At 41.0% G+C, this 26,200-nt stretch carries 24 protein-coding genes and 2 tRNA genes; 16 read left to right on the top strand and 10 right to left on the bottom strand.

Annotated features, from left to right (window positions below; all coding sequences use genetic code 11):
• Positions 1-49 precede the first annotated feature (49 nt).
• From ACMFNG_RS03355 to ACMFNG_RS03345, 3 genes are read left to right on the top strand one after another with little or no spacing between them, the layout of a single operon-like run.
• A complete protein-coding gene (locus ACMFNG_RS03355) occupies positions 50-694 on the top strand; it encodes an alanyl-tRNA editing protein (protein ID WP_011011198.1) in 645 nt (214 codons plus the stop codon).
• A 4-nt stretch (positions 695-698) separates the two neighbouring features.
• Positions 699-4,766, top strand: coding sequence for a bifunctional RecB family nuclease/DEAD/DEAH box helicase (locus ACMFNG_RS03350; protein ID WP_081481785.1), 4,068 nt, complete (start codon positions 699-701; stop codon positions 4,764-4,766).
• Positions 4,750-5,301, top strand: a complete 552-nt coding sequence (locus ACMFNG_RS03345) for an RNA 2'-phosphotransferase (RefSeq protein WP_011011195.1) — start codon at positions 4,750-4,752, stop codon at positions 5,299-5,301. Before ACMFNG_RS03350 ends, ACMFNG_RS03345 begins: the two co-directional genes overlap by 17 nt.
• Here the strand turns inward: ACMFNG_RS03345 and wtpC are convergent.
• The 3 genes from wtpC to wtpA all read right to left on the bottom strand — a co-directional run bounded on the left by wtpC (position 5,298) and on the right by wtpA (position 8,166).
• Complete coding sequence (gene wtpC, locus ACMFNG_RS03340) at positions 5,298-6,332, bottom strand: tungstate ABC transporter ATP-binding protein WtpC (RefSeq protein WP_011011194.1); 1,035 nt, start codon at positions 6,330-6,332, stop codon at positions 5,298-5,300. The two genes, ACMFNG_RS03345 and wtpC, sit on opposite strands and share 4 nt — an antisense overlap.
• Complete coding sequence (gene wtpB / locus ACMFNG_RS03335; protein WP_014835477.1) at positions 6,325-7,074, bottom strand: tungstate ABC transporter permease WtpB; 750 nt, start codon at positions 7,072-7,074, stop codon at positions 6,325-6,327. The genes wtpC and wtpB overlap by 8 nt, the downstream gene beginning before the upstream one ends.
• Before the next feature lie 72 nt (positions 7,075-7,146).
• Entirely contained in the window at positions 7,147-8,166 is a 1,020-nt protein-coding gene (wtpA, locus tag ACMFNG_RS03330; RefSeq protein WP_014835478.1) for a tungstate ABC transporter substrate-binding protein WtpA, read from the bottom strand.
• A gap of 141 nt (positions 8,167-8,307) precedes the next feature.
• On the opposite strand from wtpA, the gene ACMFNG_RS03325 reads away from it, so the two are divergent.
• Both ACMFNG_RS03325 and ACMFNG_RS03320 read left to right on the top strand, forming a co-directional pair.
• Entirely contained in the window at positions 8,308-9,600 is a 1,293-nt protein-coding gene (locus ACMFNG_RS03325) for a 2,3-phosphoglycerate synthetase (RefSeq protein WP_014835479.1), read from the top strand.
• Positions 9,584-10,492: a 2-phosphoglycerate kinase gene (locus ACMFNG_RS03320; RefSeq protein ID WP_011011190.1), complete on the top strand. Its 909-nt coding sequence runs from the start codon at positions 9,584-9,586 to the stop codon at positions 10,490-10,492. Before ACMFNG_RS03325 ends, ACMFNG_RS03320 begins: the two co-directional genes overlap by 17 nt.
• Here the strand turns inward: ACMFNG_RS03320 and ACMFNG_RS03315 are convergent.
• From ACMFNG_RS03315 to ACMFNG_RS03300, 4 genes are read right to left on the bottom strand one after another with little or no spacing between them, the layout of a single operon-like run.
• Entirely contained in the window at positions 10,475-11,182 is a 708-nt protein-coding gene (locus ACMFNG_RS03315) for a biotin--[acetyl-CoA-carboxylase] ligase (RefSeq protein ID WP_011011189.1), read from the bottom strand. The two genes, ACMFNG_RS03320 and ACMFNG_RS03315, sit on opposite strands and share 18 nt — an antisense overlap.
• 41 nt (positions 11,183-11,223) lie before the next feature.
• On the bottom strand, positions 11,224-12,117 hold the full coding sequence (locus ACMFNG_RS03310) for a glycoside hydrolase family 16 protein (protein ID WP_011011188.1): 894 nt from the start codon (positions 12,115-12,117) through the stop codon (positions 11,224-11,226).
• A 12-nt stretch (positions 12,118-12,129) separates the two neighbouring features.
• Complete coding sequence (locus ACMFNG_RS03305) at positions 12,130-13,302, bottom strand: iron-containing alcohol dehydrogenase (RefSeq protein WP_011011187.1); 1,173 nt, start codon at positions 13,300-13,302, stop codon at positions 12,130-12,132.
• A 10-nt stretch (positions 13,303-13,312) separates the two neighbouring features.
• Positions 13,313-14,017 (bottom strand): SDR family oxidoreductase, encoded by a 705-nt coding sequence (locus tag ACMFNG_RS03300; protein ID WP_014835480.1) that lies wholly within the window; start codon positions 14,015-14,017, stop codon positions 13,313-13,315.
• Between the two features lie 175 nt (positions 14,018-14,192).
• Here ACMFNG_RS03300 and bgaS point away from each other — a divergent pair, with 175 nt between their 5' ends.
• The 4 genes from bgaS (at position 14,193) to ACMFNG_RS03280 (ending at position 17,141) form a co-directional block, all read left to right on the top strand.
• A complete protein-coding gene (bgaS, locus tag ACMFNG_RS03295; RefSeq protein WP_011011185.1) occupies positions 14,193-15,611 on the top strand; it encodes a beta-galactosidase BgaS in 1,419 nt (472 codons plus the stop codon).
• Positions 15,612-15,808: 197 nt separating this feature from the next.
• A tRNA-Phe gene (locus tag ACMFNG_RS03290) sits at positions 15,809-15,885 on the top strand.
• 7 nt (positions 15,886-15,892) lie between these two features.
• Positions 15,893-15,970 (top strand) — tRNA-Gly (locus ACMFNG_RS03285).
• Between the two features lie 100 nt (positions 15,971-16,070).
• Positions 16,071-17,141 (top strand): hypothetical protein, encoded by a 1,071-nt coding sequence (locus ACMFNG_RS03280; RefSeq protein ID WP_430515257.1) that lies wholly within the window; start codon positions 16,071-16,073, stop codon positions 17,139-17,141.
• Here ACMFNG_RS03280 and arcS read toward each other — a convergent pair.
• Together arcS and ACMFNG_RS03270 are read right to left on the bottom strand one after the other, a co-directional pair.
• A complete protein-coding gene (gene arcS, locus ACMFNG_RS03275; RefSeq protein WP_011011183.1) occupies positions 17,138-18,850 on the bottom strand; it encodes an archaeosine synthase subunit alpha in 1,713 nt (570 codons plus the stop codon). The two genes, ACMFNG_RS03280 and arcS, sit on opposite strands and share 4 nt — an antisense overlap.
• 5 nt (positions 18,851-18,855) lie before the next feature.
• Entirely contained in the window at positions 18,856-19,758 is a 903-nt protein-coding gene (locus ACMFNG_RS03270; RefSeq protein ID WP_011011182.1) for a coiled-coil protein, read from the bottom strand.
• 177 nt (positions 19,759-19,935) lie between these two features.
• Here ACMFNG_RS03270 and ACMFNG_RS03265 point away from each other — a divergent pair, with 177 nt between their 5' ends.
• Genes ACMFNG_RS03265 through ACMFNG_RS03255 form a run of 3 tightly spaced genes read left to right on the top strand, consistent with a single transcriptional unit; the run spans position 19,936 to position 22,205 of the window.
• The gene (locus ACMFNG_RS03265) at positions 19,936-20,637 is read left to right on the top strand and encodes an IS6-like element ISPfu2 family transposase (RefSeq protein WP_011011181.1); all 702 of its coding nucleotides are present in this window, start codon (positions 19,936-19,938) and stop codon (positions 20,635-20,637) included.
• 57 nt (positions 20,638-20,694) lie between these two features.
• Positions 20,695-21,477 carry an energy-coupling factor ABC transporter ATP-binding protein gene (locus tag ACMFNG_RS03260; protein ID WP_011011180.1) on the top strand — a complete coding sequence of 261 codons (783 nt, stop codon included), beginning with the start codon at positions 20,695-20,697 and terminating at the stop codon, positions 21,475-21,477.
• On the top strand, positions 21,474-22,205 hold the full coding sequence (locus ACMFNG_RS03255; protein ID WP_014835482.1) for an energy-coupling factor transporter transmembrane component T family protein: 732 nt from the start codon (positions 21,474-21,476) through the stop codon (positions 22,203-22,205). Before ACMFNG_RS03260 ends, ACMFNG_RS03255 begins: the two co-directional genes overlap by 4 nt.
• Here the strand turns inward: ACMFNG_RS03255 and ACMFNG_RS03250 are convergent.
• A complete protein-coding gene (locus ACMFNG_RS03250; protein ID WP_011011177.1) occupies positions 22,159-22,791 on the bottom strand; it encodes a hypothetical protein in 633 nt (210 codons plus the stop codon). The genes ACMFNG_RS03255 and ACMFNG_RS03250 overlap by 47 nt on opposite strands.
• A gap of 116 nt (positions 22,792-22,907) precedes the next feature.
• Between ACMFNG_RS03250 and ACMFNG_RS03245 the strand changes: the two genes are divergently transcribed.
• Genes ACMFNG_RS03245 through ACMFNG_RS03230 form a run of 4 tightly spaced genes read left to right on the top strand, consistent with a single transcriptional unit; the run spans position 22,908 to position 26,139 of the window.
• On the top strand, positions 22,908-24,071 hold the full coding sequence (locus ACMFNG_RS03245; RefSeq protein WP_288073466.1) for a bifunctional 3,4-dihydroxy-2-butanone-4-phosphate synthase/GTP cyclohydrolase II: 1,164 nt from the start codon (positions 22,908-22,910) through the stop codon (positions 24,069-24,071).
• Positions 24,068-24,541, top strand: coding sequence for a 6,7-dimethyl-8-ribityllumazine synthase (gene ribH / locus ACMFNG_RS03240; protein ID WP_011011175.1), 474 nt, complete (start codon positions 24,068-24,070; stop codon positions 24,539-24,541). The genes ACMFNG_RS03245 and ribH overlap by 4 nt, the downstream gene beginning before the upstream one ends.
• A complete protein-coding gene (ribD, locus tag ACMFNG_RS03235; protein ID WP_011011174.1) occupies positions 24,531-25,595 on the top strand; it encodes a bifunctional diaminohydroxyphosphoribosylaminopyrimidine deaminase/5-amino-6-(5-phosphoribosylamino)uracil reductase RibD in 1,065 nt (354 codons plus the stop codon). The genes ribH and ribD overlap by 11 nt, the downstream gene beginning before the upstream one ends.
• Positions 25,588-26,139: a riboflavin synthase gene (locus ACMFNG_RS03230; RefSeq protein ID WP_288073467.1), complete on the top strand. Its 552-nt coding sequence runs from the start codon at positions 25,588-25,590 to the stop codon at positions 26,137-26,139. The genes ribD and ACMFNG_RS03230 overlap by 8 nt, the downstream gene beginning before the upstream one ends.
• Positions 26,140-26,200: the final 61 nt, after the last annotated feature.

Here is a 26,200-nt window from a genome sequence, read left to right as displayed (position 1 = left end):
CACCTAAAAGATATTTATGAAAAATTGATATTTGAAGTTGGTGGTGGAAATGACCAGATTGCTATACTATGAAGACGCATACTTGAAAGAGGCAAAGGCAAAGGTTCTCGAAGTAAAAGACAATGCCCTTCTCCTAGATCAGACAATATTCTACCCCACAGGAGGAGGACAGCCACACGATAGAGGATGGATAAACGGCGTCGAAGTTCTTGATGTGTATAAAGATGAAGAAGGAAACGTGTGGCATGTAGTAAAAGAACTAGAAAAGTTTAAACCTGGAGATGAGGTTGAGCTCAAGCTCGATTGGGAATACAGATACAAGCTCATGAGAATACACTCAGCCCTTCACCTTCTCGAAAATGTCCTCGACCAGATATTAGGAAAAGGGAATTGGGAGGTTGTGGGGAGTGGGATGACCCACGAAAAAGGAAGACTAGACGTGGGATATCCCGAAAACTTAAATGCCTACAAGGAGAAGATAATAGAGCTCTTCAATAGGTATGTTGACGAAGGAGGAGAAATTAAGATCTGGTGGGAAGGAGAAAAGAGATATACCCAAATCAGAGATTTTGACCCCATACCTTGTGGAGGGACGCACGTTAAAGACATAAGGGAGATAGGACACATAAAAAAGCTCAAGCGTTCAAGCATAGGAAGAGGAAAGCAGAGATTGGAGATATGGCTGGAAGATTAGTTGGGTGATTACTTTGGAGCTACATCCAAGTGAGATAGCTAGATATTTCGAGCTTGAAGAGTGTTCCCACTATTTCTCTAACCTACTTTTAAGAAAGAGAGGCGAATTGCAGGAATTTGAGCCGATAATAAGGAGAAAAGAAATAGAAACCATAGAGCTCGCCAAATGGGGAGACGAGTTCGAGCTCTCCCTTCTTCAGGAATTTAAAAAAGGTGAAGCATTAAAAAAGCTTGGAGTTAAAGAACTACCAAGATTCTATGGTTTTTTAACGGAAAACGACACCCCTGTAAGAAAGTTCTTTGAAAAGTACTTTAAAGATGGAATAATAGTGGAAGAAGATCCAGACAAACTTTTAGAAATTATAAACAGTGAGAAAAGTGCCGTTATCTATCAAGCCCCCTTAAAAGGCAGAATAGGGAAATTTGATGTCTCAGGAAGGGCAGACTTCATAATAAAGGTTGGGAAAACACTTTACCTACTCGAGGCTAAGTTTACTAAGGAAGAGAAGTTCTACCACAGGATTCAGGCCATTATCTATGCTCACCTTCTAAGTCAAATGATCGAAGGTTACGAAATTAAACTAGCTGTTGTAACAAAGGAGAACTTTCCCATTCCCTCAAACTTCCTAAGATTCCCAGGAGACGTGGAAGAGTTAAAGATAACCCTAGAAGAAAAGCTTGGTGGAATACTAAGAGAACAAGAACTTTGGATAGACGCAAGGTGTACTACTTGCCCCTTTGAGGCTTTATGCTTGTCTAAGGCTCTTGAGGAAAGAAGTCTAGGACTATTAAGCCTTCCCCCTGGGATAATTAGAATACTCAAAGAAGAAGGGATAAAAGACTTAAAAGACATGGCTAAGCTATTTGAATTCAAAGAAAATTCCCCTACAAACTTTGAAGAGCCCTCAATAAAAGATCCAAAGAAGACTCAAGAGATAGCAAAAAGAACGGGAATAAACTTACTAAAGCTCTCAAGGATAGCTCAGGCAATCCTTAAATATTTAGATGAGGGAGAAACAACACCCCTGTTCATCCCCAGGACGGGGTATAATCTGCCAATGGATGAGAGAGTAGGTGATGTTGAGCCCTCTTACTATCCTCCAAGGAGCTTAGTGAAAGTGTTCTTCTATGTCCAGACAAGCCCAATAACAGACACAATAATCGGAATTTCAGCCCTTGTAAAGAATAGGCAAAATGGAGAGCGGATAATTGTTAAGTTCGTCGATGAGCCCCCCATAGAAGTTTCAGATGCCCAAGAAAAGGAGAGAATGCTTCTAATTGAGTTCTTTAGGGATGTTATTGATGCCGTAAAGTCACTATCTCCAACCGATAAAGTCTACCTACACATGTACTTTTACAATAGAAAACAGAGAGATGACCTTATGGATGCCGTAAAGAGACACAAAGAGATAAGAGAAAACAATGCAGTCATGGCCTTGCTAAGCTTGAGAAGAGCCATAGATTGGGAGAGCTTTTCAATAATAAAGGATGAGATAATAAGGAGGCATGCCTTACCACTTTCTCCTGGCCTGGGATTCGTTACAGTTGCTACTCAGTTTGGATACAGATGGAGAAGGAACAAAACCTTTGCGCGAATGCTTGAGGTTGTAGCAAGAAGAGAAAATGGTAAGATAAATCTCAAAACTCTCCTTAACATTTCTGAAACGGGAATTGGGCCAGAATATTATCCAATCATCGATAGGGATAACGAAGGAATACCCTTCACACTTTTCTGGAGCGCACTGGTCAAATTAGCTACTGAGGAAGACAATTCAAGAATTAAGAGGGATATAAGGGACATACTCTCCCAAATGGTTGAGGCCCTCAAAACAATTGAAGAGAGAATTCCCGAGCAATATAAAGACGCCTTCGTGAAAAAAGAGGGAATACCCAAAGAAGATCTCGAAAACTTTGACATAAAGAAGGAAGAATTAGCTGATATCCTTCTTGAATACTTACAATTAGAGTTCGATGCAAGATTTAGAGAACGATCCGAATACTATAGGCTTCCCCTATCAATAAGAGCATACTCAGAGGAATCAGCACTAATTAAGATAGAAAACATTGAAAAGAAGAAAAATGACTGTCTGTTGTTTGGAAAAATCGTGCTAATTGACGAAAATGGAAGAATAAAAGAGTATAATCCAAAAGAAGTTCTTATAGATATTGATGAAGGTTCTCTTGTAGTTGTAACGCCAAAGAAATTCTTAGATAAGCTAAGAAGAGATCCCGTTCAAAGAATAAGCAAATCACCGTTAGGAATAGTTGAGGCTATAGATCACGAGACAGGAAAAGTTGTTATAAGGTTAATAAGAGTCTCTCCAGGCAGATTTACACTCAAACACTCTAAGTTTAGTTGTAAAAATGGACTATTGACAATAACCTATCCTGAAGGGGAAGTGAAAGTTACTCCTGGAGAGATAGTTATAGTAGATCCTAGCGTCGATGACATAGGAATGGAAAGGGCATACAATGTGCTCTCAGAAATATCCCAAGGGGAACTCAAGCATGAAATTTATCAGAAGGTCAAAGCAATATACGAAGGGAACACGGAATCAAGATACGAAGTCAACATCTGGAAGAAAAAGCACATAGAAGAATTTCTCTCCAGAGTTAAGAAGATCAACGAAGAACAGAAAAAGTTTGCAATTGACATAAACAACTTTCTAGTCACCCTTCAAGGCCCCCCTGGGACTGGGAAGACATCAGGGGCCATAGCCCCAGCAATTCTCGCAAGAGCATATTCAATGGTGAAGGACAAAAAGAATGGCCTCTTTGTAGTTACTGGAGTCTCACACAGGGCAGTTAATGAGGCCCTGATAAAGACTTTAAAGCTAAAGAAAGAGCTGGAGAATACATTAAAAGAGCTTAGAAAGATAGATCTAATTAGAGCAGTCTCTGGGGAAGAGGCAATCAAAATAATTAAAGAGGAACTAGAGAGGGAAATAAAGGATGATGTCGACAGAATTAGATTTACAGCACAAGAAATTACCCACTCTTCAAAGCAAAGATCATTAGACAAATATTTTGCTAATTCTGGAACTGTGAGGATAGTATTTGGAACACCACAGACTTTGAACAAGCTTATGAAGAATACAAAAGAAGTCGAACTAGTTGTCATAGATGAAGCTAGTATGATGGACTTACCAATGTTCTTCCTCTCAACAAAAGTTTGTAAAGGTCAAGTTCTCTTGGTCGGGGATCACAGGCAGATGGAGCCAATTCAAGTCCATGAATGGCAATTAGAGGACAGAAAGACATTTGAAGAGCACTATCCATTCCTTTCAGCCCTTAACTTCATTAGATTTCTCAGGGGAGAGTTGGATGAAAGAGAACTTAAGAAGTTTAAGAGAATCCTTGGAAGGGAACCTCCAGAATGGAAGAAGGACAAGAACGAGGTTCTCCCTCTCTATAGGTTAGTAAGAACTTATAGGTTGCCCCAGGAAATAGCTGATCTACTGAGTGATGCAATATACAGAGCAGATGGCATAAAATTGATTAGTGAAAAGAAAAAGAGGAGAAAGATAATTGCCAGGCACAAGGATGAGTTTCTATCGATAGTTTTAGATGACAGGTATCCTTTCGTTCTAATACTTCATGACGAGGGCAATTCCACAAAGATTAACGAGCTGGAAGCAAAGATAGTAGAGAAGATAATCAAAAGAGTAGAGAATATTGATATAGGAGTTGTAGTTCCATATAGAGCTCAAAAGAGATTAATAGCTTCATTAATAGATAGTGCCCAGGTGGACACAGTTGAGAGATTCCAAGGGGGAGAGAAATCTTTAATAGTAATTTCAATGACTTCCAGCGACCCCGCATACCTGGGAAAGGTTTTTGATTTCCTCTTCAATCCAAACAGGCTCAACGTTGCCATAAGCAGGGCAAAAGAAAAAGTAATCTTCATTGCTTCTAAGAACATCTTTACGTATTCAGTAAGGGACTTAGAAATGTTTGAACTTTTAAGGCCGTGGAAGAAGATTTACATAGAGGCAAAGAGAAAGGGGGAGCACTTTGAGTTTCCATTTGAGAATCACAATCTCCAGGTGTATAGAATTGGTAGGAGGAGATAGGAGGTTCAAGGTTAGCAAGTTAATGGCCTATATCCTACGACACTCCCCCTGGGAATTCGGACTAGAGCCAGATGAAGAGGGATTCGTAGAGTTAGCTGACTTAATCAGAGCAATAAAAACAGTTTACCCCTGGGTTACTGAAGAGTTCATAAAGGAAATCGTTGAGAAAGATAGCAAGGGGAGGTATGAGATAAGGGGAAGCAAAATTAGGGCTAGATATGGCCATAGCTATCCCGTAGTGCTGAAACACGAGGAAGATACAGAAAGCAAAGTCCTCTACCACGGAACAATTAGAGAGAACTTGAAAGGAATACTCAAGGAAGGAATAAAGCCTATGAAAAGGCAGTATGTTCACCTCAGCTTAAGCTATGAAGATGCCTATTACACAGGAAGAAGGCACGGAAAAGATGTTGTAGTTCTCCTCATTGACGCTGAATGTCTGAGAAGAAAGGGATACAAGATTTTAAAAGCAGGAAAGAGAGTGAGAATTGTAAAGCACGTTCCCGTAGAGTGCATTTCTGAGATTCTTGACTAGAAAACATGGATTGCAGAGGCTTTAAAGCTCGCATAGACTTCTTTTCCCTCTTCTATCCCAAGCTCCACTAGAGATGATCTTGTTATAAACGCCCTAAGAGTTATGTCACAAACATTAAGGGTTAATTTGACAAGAGGGCCAACATCTTCTATCGCCTCCACCTTAGCTTTGAATACATTTCTAGCGGATGTTTTGATTCTTTCAGTTGAAATCAATATATCTTCAGGCCTTATTCCTATCCTAACCCTCCCCTTAGCCTCAAGGGGAAGCTCTATTCTAAGCTTTCCTACGTGGAGAACTCTCCCATCAGCAATGCCTTCGATAATGTTTTCAAATCCCAAAAATTTAGCTACTTCTTCACTATTTGGCCTTGAAAACACTTCTCTAATTTCTCCCACCTGGACTAACTTACCATTCAACATTATACCAACTCTATCCCCAAGAGCCAAGGCCTCTTCAAATGAGTGCGTTACATGGATGGCAGTAAAGCCCAGTTCCCTTCTCCATCGTTTCATTTCATTAATTAATCTACTCCTTATTTGAACGTCAAGGTTTGCAAACGGCTCATCAAGAAGTATTATCTCAGGCTCAATTACTAAGGCTCTTGCTACAGCAACTCTCTGCTGTTCTCCTCCACTCAATGTCCGTGGTTTTCTATGGAGGAGATGCCTTATCCCTAGAACCTCAGATATCTCCAAAACTCTTTTCTCTATTTCACTCCTGGGAACCCTTCTTACCTTGAGTCCAAAGGCTATATTGTCAAAAACGCTCATGTTGGGGAAGAGGGCATAGTTCTGTGGAACGTAGGCTATTCCCCTCTTTTCTGGAGGGAGGAGAGTTATGTCCTTCCCATCGAGCAACACTTTTCCCCCATCTGGAGGAATTATACCGGCTATTATCTCAAGCAACACCGTCTTCCCAGCCCCGCTAGGGCCAAGGACTATGAAATACTCTCCATCCATTACCGAGAAGCTTATATCCTTTAGATGAAAGTCTTTCCACTTCTTTGATATTCCTTGCACTTCAAGCATTTCTCCCCCTCCCAACTAGCCACCGTAGGAAAATGAACACTGCAAGGCTTATCGTAACTAAAATAACTGCAATTGGTCTAGAGGCCCTAAGTCCATAATTGTTGAAGTACTCCATAATCAGAACTTGAGCCGTCTTTGGATAATAGGCAACTATCAAAATAGCACCAACTTCACTTATTGCCCTTGCCCAAGCCATAATTGCCCCACTTGCTATAGAATGAATAGCATTTGGAAGTGTCACAGAAAAGAAAGTTCTTAGTCCAGAAGCACCCAATGTTCTTGCTACGTATTCAAGCTTTTCATCGACACTTAAGAAGCCATCCCTAGCGGAGTTCACTATGAATGGGGAAGACACAAACAACATCACTGCCACTATTCCCTTATAGTTGTCAAGAATTGCATCGGAAAATGTAACAAGGAGCATTATTCCAACAACAGAGTGAGGGATTACAATTGGAGTGTCGATAAGAGCTTGAACAAAATTTTTACCCTTGAATTCCTTTCTCGCTAAGACATAGCCCAAGGGAACACCAAAGAGAATTCCCAGGAGGGTTGAAACAGTTGCTGTAAATAGAGAATTTCTAATTGACTCAATAACCAATGGATCAACTAATGTCCTCTGTAGAGCTTCAAGATCGTATGCTTGCTTTATGAAAATCATGAATAAGGGAAGGCCAATAAATGCCACTAAGAATGCCCCTAATCCTGCAAAGGCGTAAGCTAAGTAGTCTCTTCTATCCATCGGAAAAAGATAAGCAGTGCTCGTTATTAAACTTTGCCTCATACGTTAAATAAAAATGCAAAACAAAAACATTCACTTTTCAATCGAGACCAGAGGCTTCAATTCCTCGGGCACATTTCCAAATGCTATTGGAGGTTCTAGAAAGTCCTGGTGGTTCTTTTCAAATATTCTTTTTCCATTCTCGCTCAGGAGATATCTCAGAAATTCTATGGCCACTTCCCTATTAGGAGCGTCTTTCAGTACGGTCACTCCATAAACTATTGGCTTGGCTTTTATTGTCTTTCCAGTAGAGCCCAAGGTTATCGAGATCTGACCGTAGAATTTCTCTTTGCTAAAATCTCCCAAGTTTATTTCACTAGGAAGAGTTATGTAAGAAAGATTATGCTGTTTGGCAACGCTTTTATAGATGAAGATGTAGTCAATGCTTCCACTTTCAACTAGACCTAGGAGATCTGTTTCTTTTGGTCTAATCACAATCTTGCCAGGATTAACTGTAATCTCCTTAGGAGCGTAGATCTGCGTTCCATTTGAATAGATGTTTGTATTTTCTTCAATAAGCTCTTTGAATATCTCCTTTCCATAATACAAATCCGCTAACTTTATTACCATAAGAGAACGGTAGCCACAGGGATCTTGGTTTGGATCGCTGAATCCAAATCTTACATCTTCCCTAGCCAGAATTTCATACCATTTATCCGGATTGCTTTTCATTTCTTCTACATACCTGCTCTTATCTGTGAATGCTATTACAATTTCATTTGTTGCAAAAAGGACATAGAAATCCGTGTAGTTTGGTATCAATAGCTGGGGTATTAAAGTGTAATCTGCCACTCCAATTACATCAGCTTTTCTCCCTAAATCTGTGACCTTCCTAACTGCCATAACGCTTCCACTAGCTTCGTCTTGGAATGACACCTTAATCCCGAGGTTTCTTTCAGCATATTCAGAGAATTCCTTCTCAACTTCTTGGAAGGGAACACTTAGAGAACCTGCGTGAAATACTATCAGTGTAACTTCTTTGCTCTCACTTCCCAAACACCCAGCAGTTAATACCGCAAAAGCAACTATTAGAGCTAAAAGTCTTTTCTTCATTACACCACCCTCTCGCATTAAAATTCCATGTTTAAAAATTTTGTTTTAACTTTTGGTTTTAAGTTAAATAATTTTATTTAAATAAGTAACGGAAAAGGAAGATTTATTAATAGCTATGGAAAGCAGAAGTGGGGGAGTTTTATGAAATTGGCCCTCATCGATGGAGAGCACTATCCAGATGTCAACAGATGGGCCATTGAAAAAATCAAACCCTGTTGTGCCGTTTTTGTTGGAGGAACTGAAAAGATCGGGAGCATAAGAGATATTGAGAAAGCTTTGAATATTAAGGTTTATCACTCTCCCAACATTTTTGAAGCACTATCCAAGGCCATTTCTGAAAATAACATTACGGAAGTCATAGATTTAAGTGATGAACCTGTTTTAACTCCCAATTTGAGGTTTAGGATAGCTTCTTACCTACTTAAACTTGGTATAACTTACAAAGGAGCTGACTTTGAGTTTAGGGCTAAAGAATGGAAGAAAATTGATATTCCTTCTATTTCCATCATTGGAACTGGGAAAAGAGTAGGAAAAACAGCCATAGGTGGCTTTGTAGGGAGAACACTAAAAGAGCTTTACAAAGTTGTCATAGTGACAATGGGAAGAGGAGGTCCAGAAAAGCCTGAGGTGATTAGGGGAGATCTGATGGAGATAACTCCAGAGTTCCTCCTAAAGGTCTCTGAAGAAGGGAAGCATGCGGCATCAGATCACTTTGAAGACGCACTAACGGCCGGTGTAATAACAGTAGGATGTAGGAGATGTGGGGGAGGGCTAGCAGGTTTTTCTTTCTTTGATATAATTGATGAAGGCATAGAGATTGCAAAATCTCTTAATCCTGACATTATAGTGTTTGAGGGATCTGGCCCAACATTTCCTAATGTCTTGGCCGATGGTTTCATTACAATAACGAGTGCAATTCATGGGACGGAAAAAATTGAGCAATACTTTGGGCCATTGAGAATAGGGCTTGCAGATATAGTAGTTGTTACAATGGCTGATTCCGTGAGTGAGGAAAAGCTAAAAAGAATTACCCAAGCTATTAGGGAAATCAATCCAGAGGCTGATATCCACTTAACAAGATTTGTTCCCAGGTTGATAGGGGAGGTGGATGGGAAGGCGATTATAGCAACAACAAATCCACAATCTGCAAAGAAATTTTCAGAAGAACTTGAAAAGATGGGAATAGAGGTAGTATACTACACAGGCAACCTCGCCAAAAGAAACATCTTAAAGGATGAGCTCGCAAAAGTTAATTATGACACGGCCATAGTGGAATTGAAGGCAGGAGCTGTAGATGTGGTAATCAGACATGCATTTTCTCGGGGCAAAAGGGTTGTATTTTTAGACAATGAACCCAAGAACATTGATGGAAAAGACCTGAAAGAGGCAGTAATAAACCTCGCCAGGAGGATTGTAAATGATAAAGGTAATTGAAAGGGATGGAAAGGTTCGCCTACCATTTTCGAGGGGAATCTTAACTAGGTCAATCACTTCAGTAGGAGTTGATGTTGATTTAGCATATGCCATAGCTACAGAGGTTCAAGAAGAACTGATAAGGCAAGGAAAAAAAGTTGTCACAAAGGAAGAGATAAGAAACATAACATATCAAAAGCTTGTTGAGAAAGGTTTTAAAGAAGAGGCCAAGAGATATTTGTTCTGGAGAAGGTTTAGAAAACTTAAAATACCCCTAATAATCCTCCTGGGAGGACCAACAGGGGTTGGAAAGTCAACAATTGCTACTGAACTCGCCTTTAGGCTTGGAATTAGGAGTGTTATAGGAACTGATACCATTAGAGAAGTCATGAGAAAAATAATAACCCCCGAGCTTCTCCCAACTATTCATACATCAACTTTTCTGGCATGGAAAGAGCTTAGGGGAACTGTAACTGGATCCCCAATAATTGCAGGATTTGAGAGTCAGGTAAATGCTGTTGCCGTGGGAGTTAATGCAGTAATTCAGAGGGCCATAAAAGAAGGCCTAAACGCTATAATAGAGGGAATACATTTAGTCCCAGGGTTCATTAAAATTGATTATGAGATGGCCTTTATGTACATGATAGTGGCTAGAAGTAGGGAGGAGTTGGAAGCCAGATTTTATGAAAGAACTAGATACAGCAAAAGATCTGCCCAATACTATATCTCCCACTTAGATGAGATAATGGAAATCCAGGAATACTTGATAAAGAAAGCAAGGGAATATAGAGTTCCCATAATTGAGAATGTAGAGCTTGAAAAAACAATCTCCACAATCATGGAGGACATTATGGAAAAAACTGTAGAAATAATGAAGAAGAAAGGACTAGACATGCTAGAGGAACCTAAGTGACACATCTCCATAAACAATTTTCTTTAGGCTTCCATCTGAGAGCCTTAGAATTAGTCTTCCAAGCTCGTCGATGTCTTCAGCAATGCCTTCAATTTCTCCATCCCCAATAATTCTAACGGGAACTCCAAGAATCATTTCCTTTTTTGCCATCTCAAGAAGGCTTGCTGGGGAAGACAAAAACATCTTGTACAATTCATCTAAGTTAGTCACCAATGCTCGGAAAACCTCAATTAAAGGTACGGAAGTTCCCAATATCTCGGCCATAGACGTGGCATTCTCTGGGGCTTCATTGTTTACGTTTAGCCCTACTCCAAGCACAACGTTATCCCCTCTTTTCTCAACGAGTATTCCAGCTATTTTCTTGTAATCAACAAGAACATCGTTTGGCCACTTTATCTTCCCCTGAATGGAAAATTCAGAGAGAGTCCTAACAACTGCTAATGCCCCTAGAAAGCTCAATTTCGGGAGATCCTCGGTAGAAATTCTAGGATGCAAAACCACGGACATCCACAGCCCGCCAGGTGGAGATTCCCACCTCCTACCAATTCTTCCATGTCCCATAGTTTGAGTGTCAGCAACTATTACAGTTCCTTCTTCAAAATTGCCGAGCTTTGCTACTTCATTTGTGGATGTGACTTCTCTATAGTATATAACCACCTTCCCAATAATTGAAGTGTTCAAGCCCAGCATATTATTTTATGCTCAACAAAGCAATAAAATCTTTCCCAACCTCAACCACTAACGAATGAGTAAACCCTTACATAATCCACCACCATCTTTGCTGGAAATGGAGTTGTAGCATCGGGGTTTCCTGGCCAATAACCACCCACTGCAAGATTAAGGATTATATAGAAGGGCTTATCGAAGACCCACTCATAGCCCATAGCCTCCACTTGTTCTTTTGTAACCTCATGATAAAAAGTTCCATCAACGTACCACTTTATTTTATCCGGATACCAAACTATTCCAAATACATGGAAGTCTTCTGTAAAGTCTGGAACACCTTCAGGGAGTGTATAGGCCCTAGTAATTCCTTTACTTCCCGAGTAACCTGGGCCATGAACAGTTCCGTGAATTGTCCGTGGCTCATGGCCAAGGAACTCCATTATGTCTATTTCTCCACAATTTGGCCAGCCTACTTCCCTTATGTTGCTCCCCAACATCCAGAATGCAGGCCATAAACCTTTACCTTTTGGAAGCTTTATTCTAGCCTCAACAACTACTGGAGGGCTAAATTCTACCTTACCTTCAGTCTTAAGTCTTGATGAAGTGTAGAGAAACGTTCCTTCGTTAGGATCAGTAATTATTTCTTTTCTGGCCTCAATGACAAGGGTGCCATTTACAATATAGGTGTTGTTTTCCGTGTAGTATTCAAGCTCTCCATTCCCCCATCCCGGGATTCCATAAGCTATTCCATTTCCCTTCTCAAATGTCCAGTATTCTTTATTTACTTCGGAACCTTCAAACTCATCGTGCCAAATAAGTCTCCACTGTTTTCCATCTATTTCTATCACTTCAGGGACTTGTTGTTTAGAAGAAAGTTGTTGATTAGTTGAATGATGAATACATCCACTTACAAACACGAGAAAAATTAAGGAAAGAAACAACAAGGCTTCTTTTTTCATTGTGTCAGCCCGTTAGTATGCTCTTCTATAGATCTCTTCCAAGTCTTCAACTTTCAAATCTCCCGGTGTTGCCTCTATAACAGGTTTCATCATTCTATAAGCAGTCCTAGCCATCTCTGGAATGTCTTCCTCTTTAACCCCTAATTCTCTGAGCTTCTTGTTTACTCCAAAGAGGCTCTGGAAGTCACGTAGCTTCTTAATAGCTAGCTCTGCTGCCTTTCTGTCATTTGGCTCGTAAACTCCAAATACCTCTCTTCCGACTATCGCCAACTTTTCATAGGCATAGTCGAGAATGTATTCAAAGAGGTAGGGTCCTAGAATGCAGAGGCCCAGACCATGAGGCACTTCAGGATAGAATCCACTTAGACCATGCTCAAGTGCATGATTTGCCACAACTCCCGTTACCGTTTCCGTTATTCCAGCCTCAGTACTTGCCCAGGCAAGTTGCGTTCTTGCTTCAAGATTTCTCAAGTTTTCGTAGGCCAATGGAAGGTATGTAACAATGCGCCTCATTGAGTCGAGAGCCAGAACATCCGAATATGGATTTGCTCTAACATTAAGAAAGGCCTCAATGGAGTGGTAGAAAGCATCCATTGAAGTGTACACTGTTTGATCTTTTGGAAGAGTAAGCATAAGTTCTGGATCAACTATAGAGAATTTGGGGAAGAGAACATCATATCCAATTCCCTGCTTCTCCTTTGTTTCAGGATTAGTTATAACAGCATAAGGATCAGCCTCCGTTCCAGTCCCGTGGGTTGTTGGAATTGCAACTATTGGAAGCGCTCCAGTAGGCTTCTTTCCTCCTCCCACAGCTGGAACATAGTCCCAATATTTACCTCCACTGGCGGCAGTCATTGCTATAGCTTTTGCACTATCTATCGCACTTCCACCACCCAAGCCAACAACAAAGCTAACATTTTCTTTTCTCGCTATCTCTGCCCCTTCATCCACATGAGTAGATATTGGATTTGGAATAATTTTGTCAAAAACTATGCTCTCTACCCCAGCTTGCTTAAGTAGTTCTTGAACTCTATAAAGAACTCCAGTTTCCTTTGTGCTTCTCCTTCCAGTTACTATTAGGGCCTTCCCAGAAAGCCCATGCTTCTTCACTAGTTTAGGAAGCATTTCAAGCTTCCCAGGACCAAAAACTATTTCTGTGGGAAGATAAATTGATATCTCAAACATGCACACCACCTCAATACTCAGGTTTTTGATAAATTGAGCGCAACATTAATTCCTCAACCCTAACATCCTTTGGAAGTCTTAGGAGGTATTTTACTGCCTCAGCAACTTCCTCAGGTTTTAAATACCCTTGCTCCTTTGGCTTCCCAGCTTTGCTCCCTCCAAAATATGTATCTACTGCTCCAGGTCTTAGCTCGAAGAACCTCACATCTGGATTCTCAATCTGGAAGGTCCTTACCAATGCTCTTGCAGCCCATTTAGTTGCCACATAACCTCCACCGTATGGAAGTAGCCTTGCAGAAACATCTGAAGTAACAACAATAGCCACTCCTCCAGTCCGCTTTAAGGAGTTTAAGAAAGCTTTTATTGTTCTCCAAACTCCCAAAAGGTTTACTTCAATCATTTCGTGGAACTGCTCTTCTGTAAGCTCTTCAAGCCTACCAAAGTAACCAAGCCCCGCATTGGCCACAACAACGTCCACATCTCCAAAGTGAGCTAGCGTTTTCCTTGCAAACTCTTCAACGCTTTCTGGTTTTGATACATCGAGGTAGTCGTAAAATACCTCCACCCCATGTTTTTCGCTGAGTTCCTTGGCAATCTTCTCTAACCTATCAACACTTCTAGCCCCTAAGGCAAGGGAATATCCATCTTCAGCAAGGGCCTTTGCTATAGCTTCCCCGATTCCACGGGATGCCCCAGTAATTACGGCAACCTTCATTTTATCCCTCCCAGCAATATAAGCTTGATGTTTTTTATAATTTTTGGACATTTATGAAGAGAATTGAGCCTCCTCAAAAAGCAAGTTTAAACATATATCTATCTTCCCACATTTATAATTGCATGGGAAATATTATAAATCACAATATCAAAATATAAAGCTAGAGGTGGAAAGTATGAAGTTCCCAAAAAACTTCATGTTTGGATATTCTTGGTCTGGTTTCCAGTTTGAGATGGGACTGCCAGGAAGTGAAGTGGAAAGCGACTGGTGGGTGTGGGTTCACGACAAGGAGAACATAGCATCAGGTCTAGTAAGTGGAGATCTACCAGAGAACGGCCCAGCATATTGGCACCTCTATAAGCAAGATCATGACATTGCAGAAAAGCTAGGAATGGATTGTATTAGAGGTGGCATTGAGTGGGCAAGAATTTTTCCAAAGCCAACATTTGACGTTAAAGTTGATGTGGAAAAGGATGAAGAAGGCAACATAATTTCCGTAGACGTTCCAGAGAGTACAATAAAAGAGCTAGAGAAAATTGCCAACATGGAGGCCCTTGAACATTATCGCAAGATTTACTCAGACTGGAAGGAGAGGGGCAAAACCTTCATATTAAACCTCTACCACTGGCCTCTTCCATTATGGATTCATGACCCAATTGCAGTAAGGAAACTTGGCCCGGATAGGGCTCCTGCAGGATGGTTAGATGAGAAGACAGTGGTAGAGTTTGTGAAGTTTGCCGCCTTCGTTGCTTATCACCTTGATGACCTCGTTGACATGTGGAGCACAATGAACGAACCAAACGTAGTCTACAATCAAGGTTACATTAATCTACGTTCAGGATTTCCACCAGGATATCTAAGCTTTGAAGCAGCAGAAAAGGCAAAATTCAACTTAATTCAGGCTCACATCGGAGCATATGATGCCATAAAAGAGTATTCAGAAAAATCCGTGGGAGTGATATACGCCTTTGCTTGGCACGATCCTCTAGCGGAGGAGTATAAGGATGAAGTAGAGGAAATCAGAAAGAAAGACTATGAGTTTGTAACAATTCTACACTCAAAAGGAAAGCTAGACTGGATCGGCGTAAACTACTACTCCAGGCTGGTATATGGAGCCAAAGATGGACACCTAGTTCCTTTACCTGGATATGGATTTATGAGTGAGAGAGGAGGATTTGCAAAGTCAGGAAGACCTGCTAGTGACTTTGGATGGGAAATGTACCCAGAGGGCCTTGAGAACCTTCTTAAGTATTTAAACAATGCCTACGAGCTACCAATGATAATTACAGAGAACGGTATGGCCGATGCAGCAGATAGATACAGGCCACACTATCTCGTAAGCCATCTAAAGGCAGTTTACAATGCTATGAAAGAAGGTGCTGATGTTAGAGGGTATCTCCACTGGTCTCTAACAGACAACTACGAATGGGCCCAAGGGTTCAGGATGAGATTTGGATTGGTTTACGTGGATTTCGAGACAAAGAAGAGATATTTAAGGCCAAGCGCCCTGGTATTCAGAGAAATAGCCACTCAAAAAGAAATTCCAGAAGAATTAGCTCACCTCGCAGACCTCAAATTTGTTACAAGAAAGTAGCCATTTCATTTTTTCTTTGTTTTTTAACTCATATTTTTGGGAAAATAAGATCATAAAAGCTTAACAAGAGAAACCATGCCATAAAAATAGCAAAGATTGATAGCCCTCAATTTCCATGGATTCTACATACATATGGATGATCAGTCATAAAGTTTATAAATCCATAGCAAGGTGATTTTATTGGTAGTATCCCAGGTGGGGCGGTAGCTCAGCCTGGGAGAGCACCGGACTGAAGATCCGGGTGTCGGGGGTTCAAATCCCCCCCGCCCCACCAGTTGGGTGCGGTGGTAGTCTAGCCTGGTCTAGGACGCCGGCCTTCCGAGCCGGCGACCCGGGTTCAAATCCCGGCCACCGCACCACAATCTTTTCTTAGAAAATTTCACGAACATGTTTCTAGTTCAAACCAAAGAACTTTTATTGATCAAAATCCAAAGAGAAGATAATAAGCCTATAGAGGAAGTGGAAAAGTTGAAGGAAATAGGAACGCTTGCTCTTCTTCTAGTTTTGGTTTTTGGAATGATGGTAAGTGGATGCGTTGGTGGTGGAAACATAGCCGAAACTGCAAGTAGCATTATTGAGAGCTACACAAACACAGAGAGTACACCTAAGGAGACTAGTTCAGAGATTCCAACAGAAACAGCTACTGAAACTTCTGAATATGCCTCCTGGAGTAATCCATGGGATTCATCAAAACCAATAAAGGTTGGAAACGACCTATACCTAATTTCTTACATCAAGTACAAGTACAGAGTTCGTACAGAAGAAGGAGGACCCATATATGAATATGAGATTGAAAAGAGCCGTGGGAAAACGAAAATTCATGTGTATGGAACAAAAATTGACATGGAAACTGGAAAGAGCGAAAAAGTTGACATAGGAGAGTTTGAAGTTTATGAATACTATGGAAAAATAACTCCAATTTCAGGGAAAGAAATGAACGAAACTTTTGAATATAGACTCTGGGTTCTAAAGAATGATGAGGATGTTGACTCAATGTTCCTATTCCCAAGCTTGGACTTCTTTACTCTCTACGCCTCACTGTATGGTGGAGGGGAGAATACAGTAGGTCTCTGGATAAAGTACGGAGATACTGTTATTGAGTTGTACAACCCAGGGGCAGTGGGAGAAATGGGGGTAACTCCCTACAGTGAAGGGGATTTTAATTTACTCAACAAACTTTCAGACATTGAAGCAATTTACTTGGGATGGGTGAACTTCTACACCTTTGGATTCTGGAATATTTTAGAGGAAAGAGACATATACACAAACACCAAGGGATCTGAAGGAATTCTTGGTTACCAGTATAATTATGAGATAAATCCTGACGGGAAAATAACCCTAGGAGGACTTAAGTTTAGGGTGTCAAACATTAAGTGGACGTACCAAGTTCAGGGAGTTACTGGACAAGGAGAGGCCACAATAGCGGCCAATTTGCCAATTCCCATAGAATCCAAGGGAGTTTTTATTGCCCAGGGCGTCAATGTCTTTACCCATGTGAAAATAGAGGACATAAAATTTGAGAAGCTTTAGTGCTTAGCCTTTTTCTTTACCTTTACAGCAACTCCTCTCTTTGCTTTCACCATCTCCTCCCCACTCAGAACTGCCCTTCCAACAGCTACTACTTTTCCATCTCTTACAACGCCAACCCAATCATTAGGCCTTATCTTCTCATCTGCACTCCCCACTCCGGCAGCAAATATATCCCCTCTTACATCGAAGTCTATCTCAACCCAATAAGAGTGAAGCTCATCGTATATCCTCTGCATTCCCCAGGGGGTTACGCTTATTACACCCTCTTGAAAAGTTCCCGTCTGCTGGTTATCAACTATCAATCTTAGCATTTTCGACCCAACGACCTGGGCTCTCTCGGGCAGAACTGCATAACCTGCATTGAGGCCAAAGTAAAAGTCAAAAATCTTTCTTATGTTTTCATAGAACCTGTACCTTCTGTATTCTTTATCAACATCCCTAACATCGAACTCCTTGAGAGTTTTCGTTAGGTTGGCCAAAGATTCTCTTGAAGTTGTTGAGTTTCCTTTTGCAGTAAATATTACATCTCTCCCACTCAGCTCCATTGCGAGCTTTACCGCTTCCCTGTAACCCCCTTCGACGTGAGCTATTATTGGAATGTCTGGGTATTTTTCAAGAACGTCAGCCAACAATTCACCCGCTAATCTAACCTCTCTCTCGCTCCAGTGACCAGTGACAACAATGTCATACTTTGCAATCCATTCCCACTCCCTGGGAACTACGCCATAAGGGGAGGTAACGATCAGCTCATGAACCCTGTGCATTTTCTCCCCTAAAGCCTCCTTTACTGCACTTCTATAGAGGGTGTGGGATCTGGATCTAGAATAAGGCTTCTTAGCTGAACACGGCAAAATCAAGAGAAGCTCTATATCCTTTGGGGGTTCAAACCTCTCTCTAACCCTCTTGGCCCATCTATAAACTTCGGGCCTAGTCATTGAGTAGTCACTTATGAAGACAACCGTCTTGTCATCCACTGGTGTGTACTTCTCCAAATACTCAATATTCTCCCTATCAGCAATCCTTAGAATTCCAGCATTCATTGAAGTTGGTAGAAAGTTCTCTACCAGATATCTTAGCTTTCCCTCATGAATTGCAATTCTTATTAGCCTAATAATTTTCTTTGCGTATTCGACGGGATCCTCCTTAGGCTCATCCCATATAATGGGAGAAAACTGGGTGAAGCCCAGCCCTTCATAGGAGTATATCTTAAGGGATCTTATGTCAAATGCATCAATTCCCAGGTACACGGCTAGGGGGTAGAAGAAAGGCTCCAGATCAGTTATGAGCACGGCATTTGGGAATTTCTCTCTAAGTTCTCTCATAGTGAAAACAAATCCCCTATAATCTTTAATCATCGATTTAGAGTTCCCTATGTAGATTGCATCAAAGTCGTTTTCTTCAATGATCTTAAACAGTTCTTCGTAGTGTTTAGTCCTCTTAAGGGCTGGAAAGTAAAAGGCATTAAATTTTGAATAATCAACTTCCCAGAGCCTTTTTACCGCCTTCTTAATAATTTCATCTGGAGTGTAATAACTAAGCGGTATGGCTGGAGCCAGGTTAAAGTCGTACTCCTTGTAGTCTTTCGGATAGAAGAATGAGTTGAATGGGGAGAGCGTGAAATCTACCCCGGCTAAAGCTGGAGTCTGAACTGGAGGCTCTAACCTTATAACCCCTAACCTTCCAGGACCATCGTGCTTTATTACTTCCATTCCTATCACACGAGATTGTATCTCTGGAGCAACAGGATTTCATCAAGGGTGAGCTTTTCTCCCCTCTTGAACTTCTCAAGGGCTTGCACAGCCTTCTCGAAGTTCGCATCTCTCTTGGATAATAATCTTGCTGCAAGTTTATATGCCAACAGCTCCTTGTGCTTCTGGTCGTATTCAAGTATCTTTCTTTCCAATTCTCTCAGCTCTCTCCTTACCTCTCTGATCTTTTCCCTAATCTCCAAGACCTTTTGGTGATATTCATCGGCCTCTTTCTTCACTTCATCAGCCTTCTGGTAGGTTTTAATCATCTGCTCGTGGAATTGCTGGCTCTGGTTTGCTAACTGCTGAATTTCAAGAGAAATTGCCCTTCTTGCCTTCTTTAACTGCTCTATCTTCTTTCTAACTTCTTGGAGCTTGTTGTTAAACCTTTCTACCTGCTGGATTATCTCCAGCTCAGTTGCCAGGACTTGAATTTGATCAACTATCTGCTTCTCCCTTTCTGGTGTTATGTTTGGATTCGTCTGTAATTCCCATTCCAGCTTTTCAATTCTTTCCTCAATTTTTTCTTTTGGCATCTTAAGTCTTCTTAGTTGCTTAAATTCATCCCTCTTAGTTTTGTATTCTAAAGCTTCCTGATAGAGAAGGTCGAGCTTTGCATTAATCTCTTCCTTGTTCTTCTTGAGCTCCTTAATTTTTTGGTTGATCTCATCTCTCTTTGCCTTGAATTCTCTGGCTTTCTCCCTTAGTCTTCTTACTTCAAGATTCTTCTCATCTCTCTTTTGAATCCAAACATTGAGCTCCTTCTGGAGCTCTTCCAATTTAAACTCAATATCTCTCTTCTCTCTCTGAAGCTCTTCAAGCTCCTGCTTGATACGCCTAATTTCCTCTGGATCAACTTTCACTTGCATACCTCTTCCCCTTTTCTAATTTTAGAATAGACAGTGTCATCAAACATATCCCCGCTAATTTGGGGAAAATGATACCCAAATAAAAATTTTTCTCTTAGGGTGTAGATACTGTTAGGATAAGCGGTAGGGCGTTAGGTTTAAGTTTCTGATAATTTTTCAGAAAAAGAAGGGAGAGAAATGAAGGCTGAGAGCATTCTATACTCACTGATTTCAGTCTTAAAACCTTTTCGCCGCAACAAAATCCCACCAGAAAAGAAAATCAGAGCAGTAGAACTATACCTGCGAGGCCTCAGCTACAGACAAGTCGGAAAAATCCTCAAAATCAGCCACACAACAGTCTGGGAGGCAGTTCAAAAACTAGCAGAAGCAGTTTACCAGCCAACACTCCTCGCAGTAAGAAAACAGAGGAATTTTATCGCAGTTGATGAGACTGTCGTAAAAATCAACGGGGAGAAGAGATTTCTCTGGGCTGCACTTGACGTTGAGAGCAGGGAAGTTCTCGCAGTCTGGATTACAACAACCAGAAACTGGTGGATTGCTAGAGACTTCATTCTGGTTGTTTTGAAATCCTGCAAAGGACAGCCTGTTTTTCTGGTTGATGGTGGGAAGTGGTACAAGTCTGCTTTTAAATCCCTTGGACTGGATTTTGTTCACGTAACCTTCGGGCCGAGGAACTGTATTGAACGCTGGTTCAGGACTTTAAAAGAAAGAACAAAGCGTTTCTGGAATAATTTCAGGGCTAGAGACTGGAGGAGGGTTCACAGGTTTGTTTTTCTGTTTGCGTTCTGGTATAATTTTGTTAGGTTTCATTCTCGGTTTGGTTGTCCGCCTGGTGATGTGACTGAGTGGCTTCAAGAGGTGATGCCCCAGTTATCCTGACAGTATCAGGGTGTAAAGAGGGATAGGTTTTTTACTCCAAGTGTTCATCGAAAAGTGATGATAGAAGTCAAGGGCGTATGGTTCTGGTATGAGGAGGGGAAACCCGTCTTGAAGAACATATCATTATCATTTGATGAGGGCATTTTAGCTGTAGTGGGGCCGAATGGAAGTGGGAAAACGACGTTAGTAAAGATGTTTAACGGACTAATTAAGCCAAAAAAAGGAGATGTTCTTGTTGATGGAATAAATACTAAGGAGGCATCAACTGCTCAGTTAAGTAGAATAGTTGGCTACGTATTTCAAAATCCCGATGCGATGTTTTTTGAGGAGACTGTATTTGATGAGGTAGCTTTTGGACCCAGGAATTTAGGTTTAAGTGAAGAGGAAGTTAAGGAGAGAGTTAAATGGGCATTAGAGGCCGTTGGACTCAAAGGATTTGAAGATAAAAACCCCTTCAAGCTCAGCGGAGGAGAGAAACAGCGCTTGGCTATTGCGTGCATATTAGCAATGAATCCAAAGTACCTTGTGCTGGATGAACCGACCACGGGACTAGATGAGAGGGGAGTTGGAGCTCTCAAAAATATCATAGAGGAGCTAAGGAAAGAAGGAAAATCTTTTGTAATAGTTACGCATGACATGGATTTAGTTCTCGAGGTTGCAGATAAAGTTCTCCTCCTCTCAAATGGAGAAGTTCAATTTTATGGTGACGTTTTCGAATTTTTTGAGTTGGACTTAAAGAGGTATAAGTTGGAAGAGCCTGAATTAGTGAAGATATGCAGAGGAATTGGCCTAAAACCAGTAAGAAGTGTTGAGGAACTGCTGAGGGGGATTGGCCTATGATAACCTCCCCATACATAGAGAGGGACTCAATTCTTCACAGGTTAGATCCCAGGGTTAAGATCATTGGCACTGCAGTTTTTATGGGGTTAGGGTTCATGACGAGAGATCCTGTGTATTCACCCTTAATATTTGTTTTTACCGTACTAACATTTAGAATTCTGGGAAAAATCAAGATTAAAGAGCAATTTTACGTTTTAAAACCCCTAATTCCAATATTCTTAATAACATTTGTAACATGGCCAATAATCATCGATCCCTGGGAAAAAGGAGTTCTAATAGGGATTGCCTATACCTTCAGGCTCATAGGAATAACGATCATGGCATTTGGCCTTGTTATGACAACGAAGCAGAGGGACTTGATAAGAGGATTTACGAAGATGGGCCTTCCATATGAGATTGGATTGACAATACTAATCGCTCTGAGGTACATTCCCACCTTATATTACCTGGCCCAAAACATAATGGATGCACAGAAAAGTAGGGGACTTGAATTGGAAAAGGGGAACTTCCTAGAGAGAGCTAGGAAAATGATAGCAATCATAATTCCTCTCCTAGTACTAACAATAAAGACCGCCGAAGAATTGGCCATAGCAATGGAGAGTAGGGGATTTGGAGCTTCAAGAAAGAGAACTTATTTGATTGAACTAAAAATGACGCCTATAGATTACCTAGCCCTAGGGATTATTTTTCTTGCTCTTGCCCTTTACCTGGGCTTAAAATTCTTCTAATCTCCTCATCAACATTTACTTCATGATCTCCCAGGGTAGAGAGCCTATCGGAATAGTTTCTCAACACGCTCAGTGAGAACTTGTATCTCCCCCTGTAATAGCTAGTTCTAAGAATGAACAGCTGTTCAAAGGCTTCTGGAATCAATAGAAGTCTTCTGCTTTCCTCCAGTCGGTTTAGTTCGTTTAGTAACGGTTCTTCAACCAAAATAAGTGTGTGTATCCCTTTTTCATCTGTTATTCTCTTAAGCTCGAGGATTTCTTCAACCTCCTTCTTTAGCGCTTGGAATGAGCCAATAACTAGGAGAGAGCCATCGTTAATTTCCTTCGTTGCATCAAGAATTTCAGAAAGTGAAAACGCTTTTGCAAAGAACACTTCCTTATTTATCAACTCCGGAGAAAACCTAGAGGAGATATCCACATAATAGCTAAGCTCTGAGGAAGAGAGAGAAGTGTAAAGGACATAAGAATAGGCAATTTGGTCAGTGGCAATTACCCCAGCCCAGTCTCCCTCCCTTAATTCCCCAAGTATAGTGGATAAAGGTCCAAAGACGTTTAAGGTTTTCTCCGCACTTATCTTTCTAAACATCGTTGAATTTATGATTTTGGAGTATTTATACCTTTGCTCTGCATTTAGTTTCTGTCTTATTTTTGGAACACAATATTTAAATTTTAGTTCTATACTTGAGACATATTGTGAGAAATATGAACATCGAAGAAATTAGGAACAGCTTCCTCTCAGGAAGACCTGCAGTTCTTATTGACGAGGAGAGGGAGAATGAGGCTGATCTAGTATTTCCCGCAGAAATTGCAACCCCTAAAGTCGTAAACTTTATGCTTTCTGCCAAAGGCTTGCTCTGCCTAGCTCTAGATATGGAAGAAGGAATAAAACGAGGATTCTTTAAACTTCCCAATAATGGAGGAGAGACCAACTTTCTAATCCCAGTTGACTACAAAGATGTATTCACTGGCATTACCGCGGAAGAAAGAGCACTAACCGCAAGAAAAGTAGCAGAAGGACTTGGAATTGAGAACTTTCGATATCCTGGCCATCTTCCACTCCTGGGAGGATTAGGATTAAATAAGCGAAAAGGTCACACAGAGGCCTCCCTTGAATTAGTAGAGATGGCAGGATTCAAGAGATATGCACTCATTATAGAGATATTAGACGATAAAGGGTATTCCCACAATTTAGATTATGCCTTCCATTTTGCCAAGGAACATGATCTTCCCCTCATTAGAATAAGGGAGATTTGGAAGGAGTTCGTAAGAAGGAAGCAATTAATTCATGTTTACAGCAAGGCAAAGCTTCCCACTAAATACGGAGACTTTGAAATTTACAGCTTCAAAAACGACCTAGATTTTAAGGATCATGTTGCGCTCGTGAAAAAGCCGTTTAAGGGAACACCTCTCGTAAGAGTTCACTCCAAGTGCTTAACAGGGGATACACTTGGATCCCTAAAATGTGACTGTGGGAGCCAGCTAGAGAATGCACTCCGAACGATATCCCAGGAGGGAGGAGTGTTAATTTACCTAGACCAAGAAGGGAGGGGGATTGGATTAAGAGAGAAGATAAGAGCCTACGAATTTCAAGACAGGGGATTAGACACCGTAGAAGCAAACAAGGCACTTGGTTTTGCTCCTGATGAGAGGACTTATGAAGTTGCTTTTCAAATTTTAAGAGCCCTTGGAATTGAAAAAATAAAACTTCTCACAAACAATCCCTCAAAAGTCAAGGCTCTAAGAGAGCTTGGGATTGAAATTGAAGAGGTAATACCTCTTCCTGGGGAAATAAACAGATACAACTTCTTCTATCTTAAAACAAAGGTTGAAAAACTTGGACATAAAATTCCGGGGGTAGAGGTATGAAAGTTAGAACATTTGAAGGGGATTATAGGGGGGAGGGGTTAAGAATAGCGGTCGTTGTTTCTAGGTTTAATGATCTTCTAACAGAGGAACTCCTAAAAGGTGCCCTTGATTGTTTCAAGAGGCATGGAGTAGAGGAAGTGCATATTTTTAGGGTTCCAGGATCATTTGAAATCCCAATTACGGTGAAGAAAATTGCAAAGAGAGGGTACGACGCAATATTAGCCCTTGGAGTCTTAATAAAGGGGGAGACAAGACATTTCGAGCTAGTAGCCTCTCAAGTGTCAAGGGGAATAGCACAAGTATCCTTGGAAGAGGGGATCCCAGTCATATTTGGAATAGTACCGGCGGAAGACGAGATACAGGCAATTTCAAGGTCTGGAATAAAGTCAAACAGGGGTTTTGAGTATGCCTTAACTACAATTGAAATGGCCAACCTTTTCAGGAAATTAGGTGAGAATAATGAGCGATGAAAAGTTCATGAAACTTGCCCTTAGGCTGGCCAGAAAGGGGGAGGGATTGACGAATCCAAACCCAATGGTTGGGGCTGTTTTAGTTAAGGACAACAAGATTATCGGAACTGGATGGCATAAGAGGTTTGGAGACAAGCATGCTGAGGTTAATGCCATTGAAGATGCCAAAAGAAAAGGATACACCATTGAAGGAGCAACCCTATACGTAACTCTGGAACCTTGTTCTCACTGGGGAAAACAGCCTCCTTGTGCAGACAGAATTATTGAGGAAGGAATTTCAAGAGTCGTAATAGCAATGGTTGATCCAAACCCCCTGGTTTCAGGGAGAGGGATTAAAAAACTGAAGGAGGCTGGAGTTGAAGTAAAAGTTGGAGTTTTGGAAGAGGAAGCAAAAAAGCTCAACGAAATTTTTGTCAAATACATTACTACAAAAATTCCCTTCGTTTCTATAAAACTCGCCCTAACCTTGGACGGCTTTATCGCCACTCAAAATTTCAAATCTAAATGGATTACTGATGAAAAAGCAAGAGGAGAAGTGCAAAAGTTAAGAAGACGCCACATGGCCATAATGGTAGGAGCCAACACAATTATTCAAGACAATCCAAGGCTTGACTGCAGAATTAAGGGGTGTACTGAAAAATTTAAGGTGATACTAGATTCCCAGGGAAAAGTTGCAGATTTTATTAAGAAGGGGCACAAATTGCGTGTTTTTGAGAATGGGAAGGTTATAGTGTTCACTAAAAGGCCAGAGAAGTTCAAAGGAATATGCGAAGCATATCCAATCACCGAACCTTTTGAAATTTTGAAAAAGTTGGGGGAGATTGGAATAGATAGTGTGCTAATTGAAGGTGGGAGAATAGCGGGAGAATTCTTAAACTTCGCGGATAAGCTGTATCTCTTTTATGGTCCAAAAATATTTGGGAGAGGGATAAAACCATTTGAGATACTGAAGGTCAGAGACATCAATGAAGCCCCTAAATTCCACATAGAGGGGATAAAAAGAGTCGGGAAGAGCTTTTTAGTTACCGCATACCCAGGTGATAGAAATGTTTAGTGGAATAATTGAGGGAATGGGAAGAGCAAATTTTCGGAACAATAGGCTTTACGTAGAAATGCCCTTCCCAGTTAAACCTGGAGATAGCATTGCGGTAAATGGTGTCTGCCTAACTGTTATCTCCTTTGATGGGAGAGTCGCAGTATTCGACGTAGGAGAGGAAACTCTTTCTAGAACAAATCTACGGGAGGCAAAAATAGTAAACTTAGAAAGGGCCCTTCCTTTTGGAGGAAGGGTAAACGGACACCTTGTCACAGGGCACGTGGACGGAACTGTAAGGTTTTTAACGTCAAAAAGAGGCAGAAACACAACCTGGATGGCATTTGAGATGCCTCCCGAAGAATGGGGAGTTGTGGAAAAAGGTTCAATTGCCCTAAACGGAGTTTCTTTAACAGTTGCAAAAGTAGAAGAGAGGAGATTCTGGATTCAAGTGATTCCATATACCCTAAAAAATACAAATCTAGGAATTCTTAAACCAGGCGAAAAGGTAAATTATGAAATTGACATTGTAGCGAAATACCTTAGAGCCCTCCTCCATAGATAATCTTTTTAGCTTTTAGCCCAACTCTTTTATACTTGGAGTCAAGACCAGCTGATAGGGTGAT

Source organism: Pyrococcus woesei (genome assembly GCF_050496105.1).
Classification (GTDB): Archaea; Methanobacteriota_B; Thermococci; order Thermococcales; family Thermococcaceae; genus Pyrococcus; species Pyrococcus furiosus.
Note: the sequence above shows the minus strand (reverse complement) of the source record. Positions and strands in the feature narration are given on the sequence as shown.

Bases quoted from the DNA above. Each gene is read 5' to 3' on its own strand.
- ACMFNG_RS03355 (WP_011011198.1), top strand. From the start codon at position 50: ATGACCAGATTGCTATACTATGAAGACGCATACTTGAAAGAGGCAAAG.
- wtpC (WP_011011194.1), bottom strand. From the start codon at position 6,332: ATGCTTGAAGTGCAAGGAATATCAAAGAAGTGGAAAGACTTTCATCTA.
- wtpB (WP_014835477.1), bottom strand. From the start codon at position 7,074: ATGGATAGAAGAGACTACTTAGCTTACGCCTTTGCAGGATTAGGGGCA.
- wtpA (WP_014835478.1), bottom strand. From the start codon at position 8,166: ATGAAGAAAAGACTTTTAGCTCTAATAGTTGCTTTTGCGGTATTAACT.
- ACMFNG_RS03325 (WP_014835479.1), top strand. From the start codon at position 8,308: ATGAAATTGGCCCTCATCGATGGAGAGCACTATCCAGATGTCAACAGA.
- ACMFNG_RS03320 (WP_011011190.1), top strand. From the start codon at position 9,584: ATGATAAAGGTAATTGAAAGGGATGGAAAGGTTCGCCTACCATTTTCG.
- ACMFNG_RS03315 (WP_011011189.1), bottom strand. From the start codon at position 11,182: ATGCTGGGCTTGAACACTTCAATTATTGGGAAGGTGGTTATATACTAT.
- ACMFNG_RS03310 (WP_011011188.1), bottom strand. From the start codon at position 12,117: ATGAAAAAAGAAGCCTTGTTGTTTCTTTCCTTAATTTTTCTCGTGTTT.
- ACMFNG_RS03305 (WP_011011187.1), bottom strand. From the start codon at position 13,302: ATGTTTGAGATATCAATTTATCTTCCCACAGAAATAGTTTTTGGTCCT.
- ACMFNG_RS03300 (WP_014835480.1), bottom strand. From the start codon at position 14,017: ATGAAGGTTGCCGTAATTACTGGGGCATCCCGTGGAATCGGGGAAGCT.
- bgaS (WP_011011185.1), top strand. From the start codon at position 14,193: ATGAAGTTCCCAAAAAACTTCATGTTTGGATATTCTTGGTCTGGTTTC.
- arcS (WP_011011183.1), bottom strand. From the start codon at position 18,850: ATGGAAGTAATAAAGCACGATGGTCCTGGAAGGTTAGGGGTTATAAGG.
- ACMFNG_RS03270 (WP_011011182.1), bottom strand. From the start codon at position 19,758: ATGCAAGTGAAAGTTGATCCAGAGGAAATTAGGCGTATCAAGCAGGAG.
- ACMFNG_RS03265 (WP_011011181.1), top strand. From the start codon at position 19,936: ATGAAGGCTGAGAGCATTCTATACTCACTGATTTCAGTCTTAAAACCT.
- ACMFNG_RS03260 (WP_011011180.1), top strand. From the start codon at position 20,695: ATGATAGAAGTCAAGGGCGTATGGTTCTGGTATGAGGAGGGGAAACCC.
- ACMFNG_RS03255 (WP_014835482.1), top strand. From the start codon at position 21,474: ATGATAACCTCCCCATACATAGAGAGGGACTCAATTCTTCACAGGTTA.
- ACMFNG_RS03250 (WP_011011177.1), bottom strand. From the start codon at position 22,791: ATGTTTAGAAAGATAAGTGCGGAGAAAACCTTAAACGTCTTTGGACCT.
- ACMFNG_RS03245 (WP_288073466.1), top strand. From the start codon at position 22,908: ATGAACATCGAAGAAATTAGGAACAGCTTCCTCTCAGGAAGACCTGCA.
- ribH (WP_011011175.1), top strand. From the start codon at position 24,068: ATGAAAGTTAGAACATTTGAAGGGGATTATAGGGGGGAGGGGTTAAGA.
- ribD (WP_011011174.1), top strand. From the start codon at position 24,531: ATGAGCGATGAAAAGTTCATGAAACTTGCCCTTAGGCTGGCCAGAAAG.
- ACMFNG_RS03230 (WP_288073467.1), top strand. From the start codon at position 25,588: ATGTTTAGTGGAATAATTGAGGGAATGGGAAGAGCAAATTTTCGGAAC.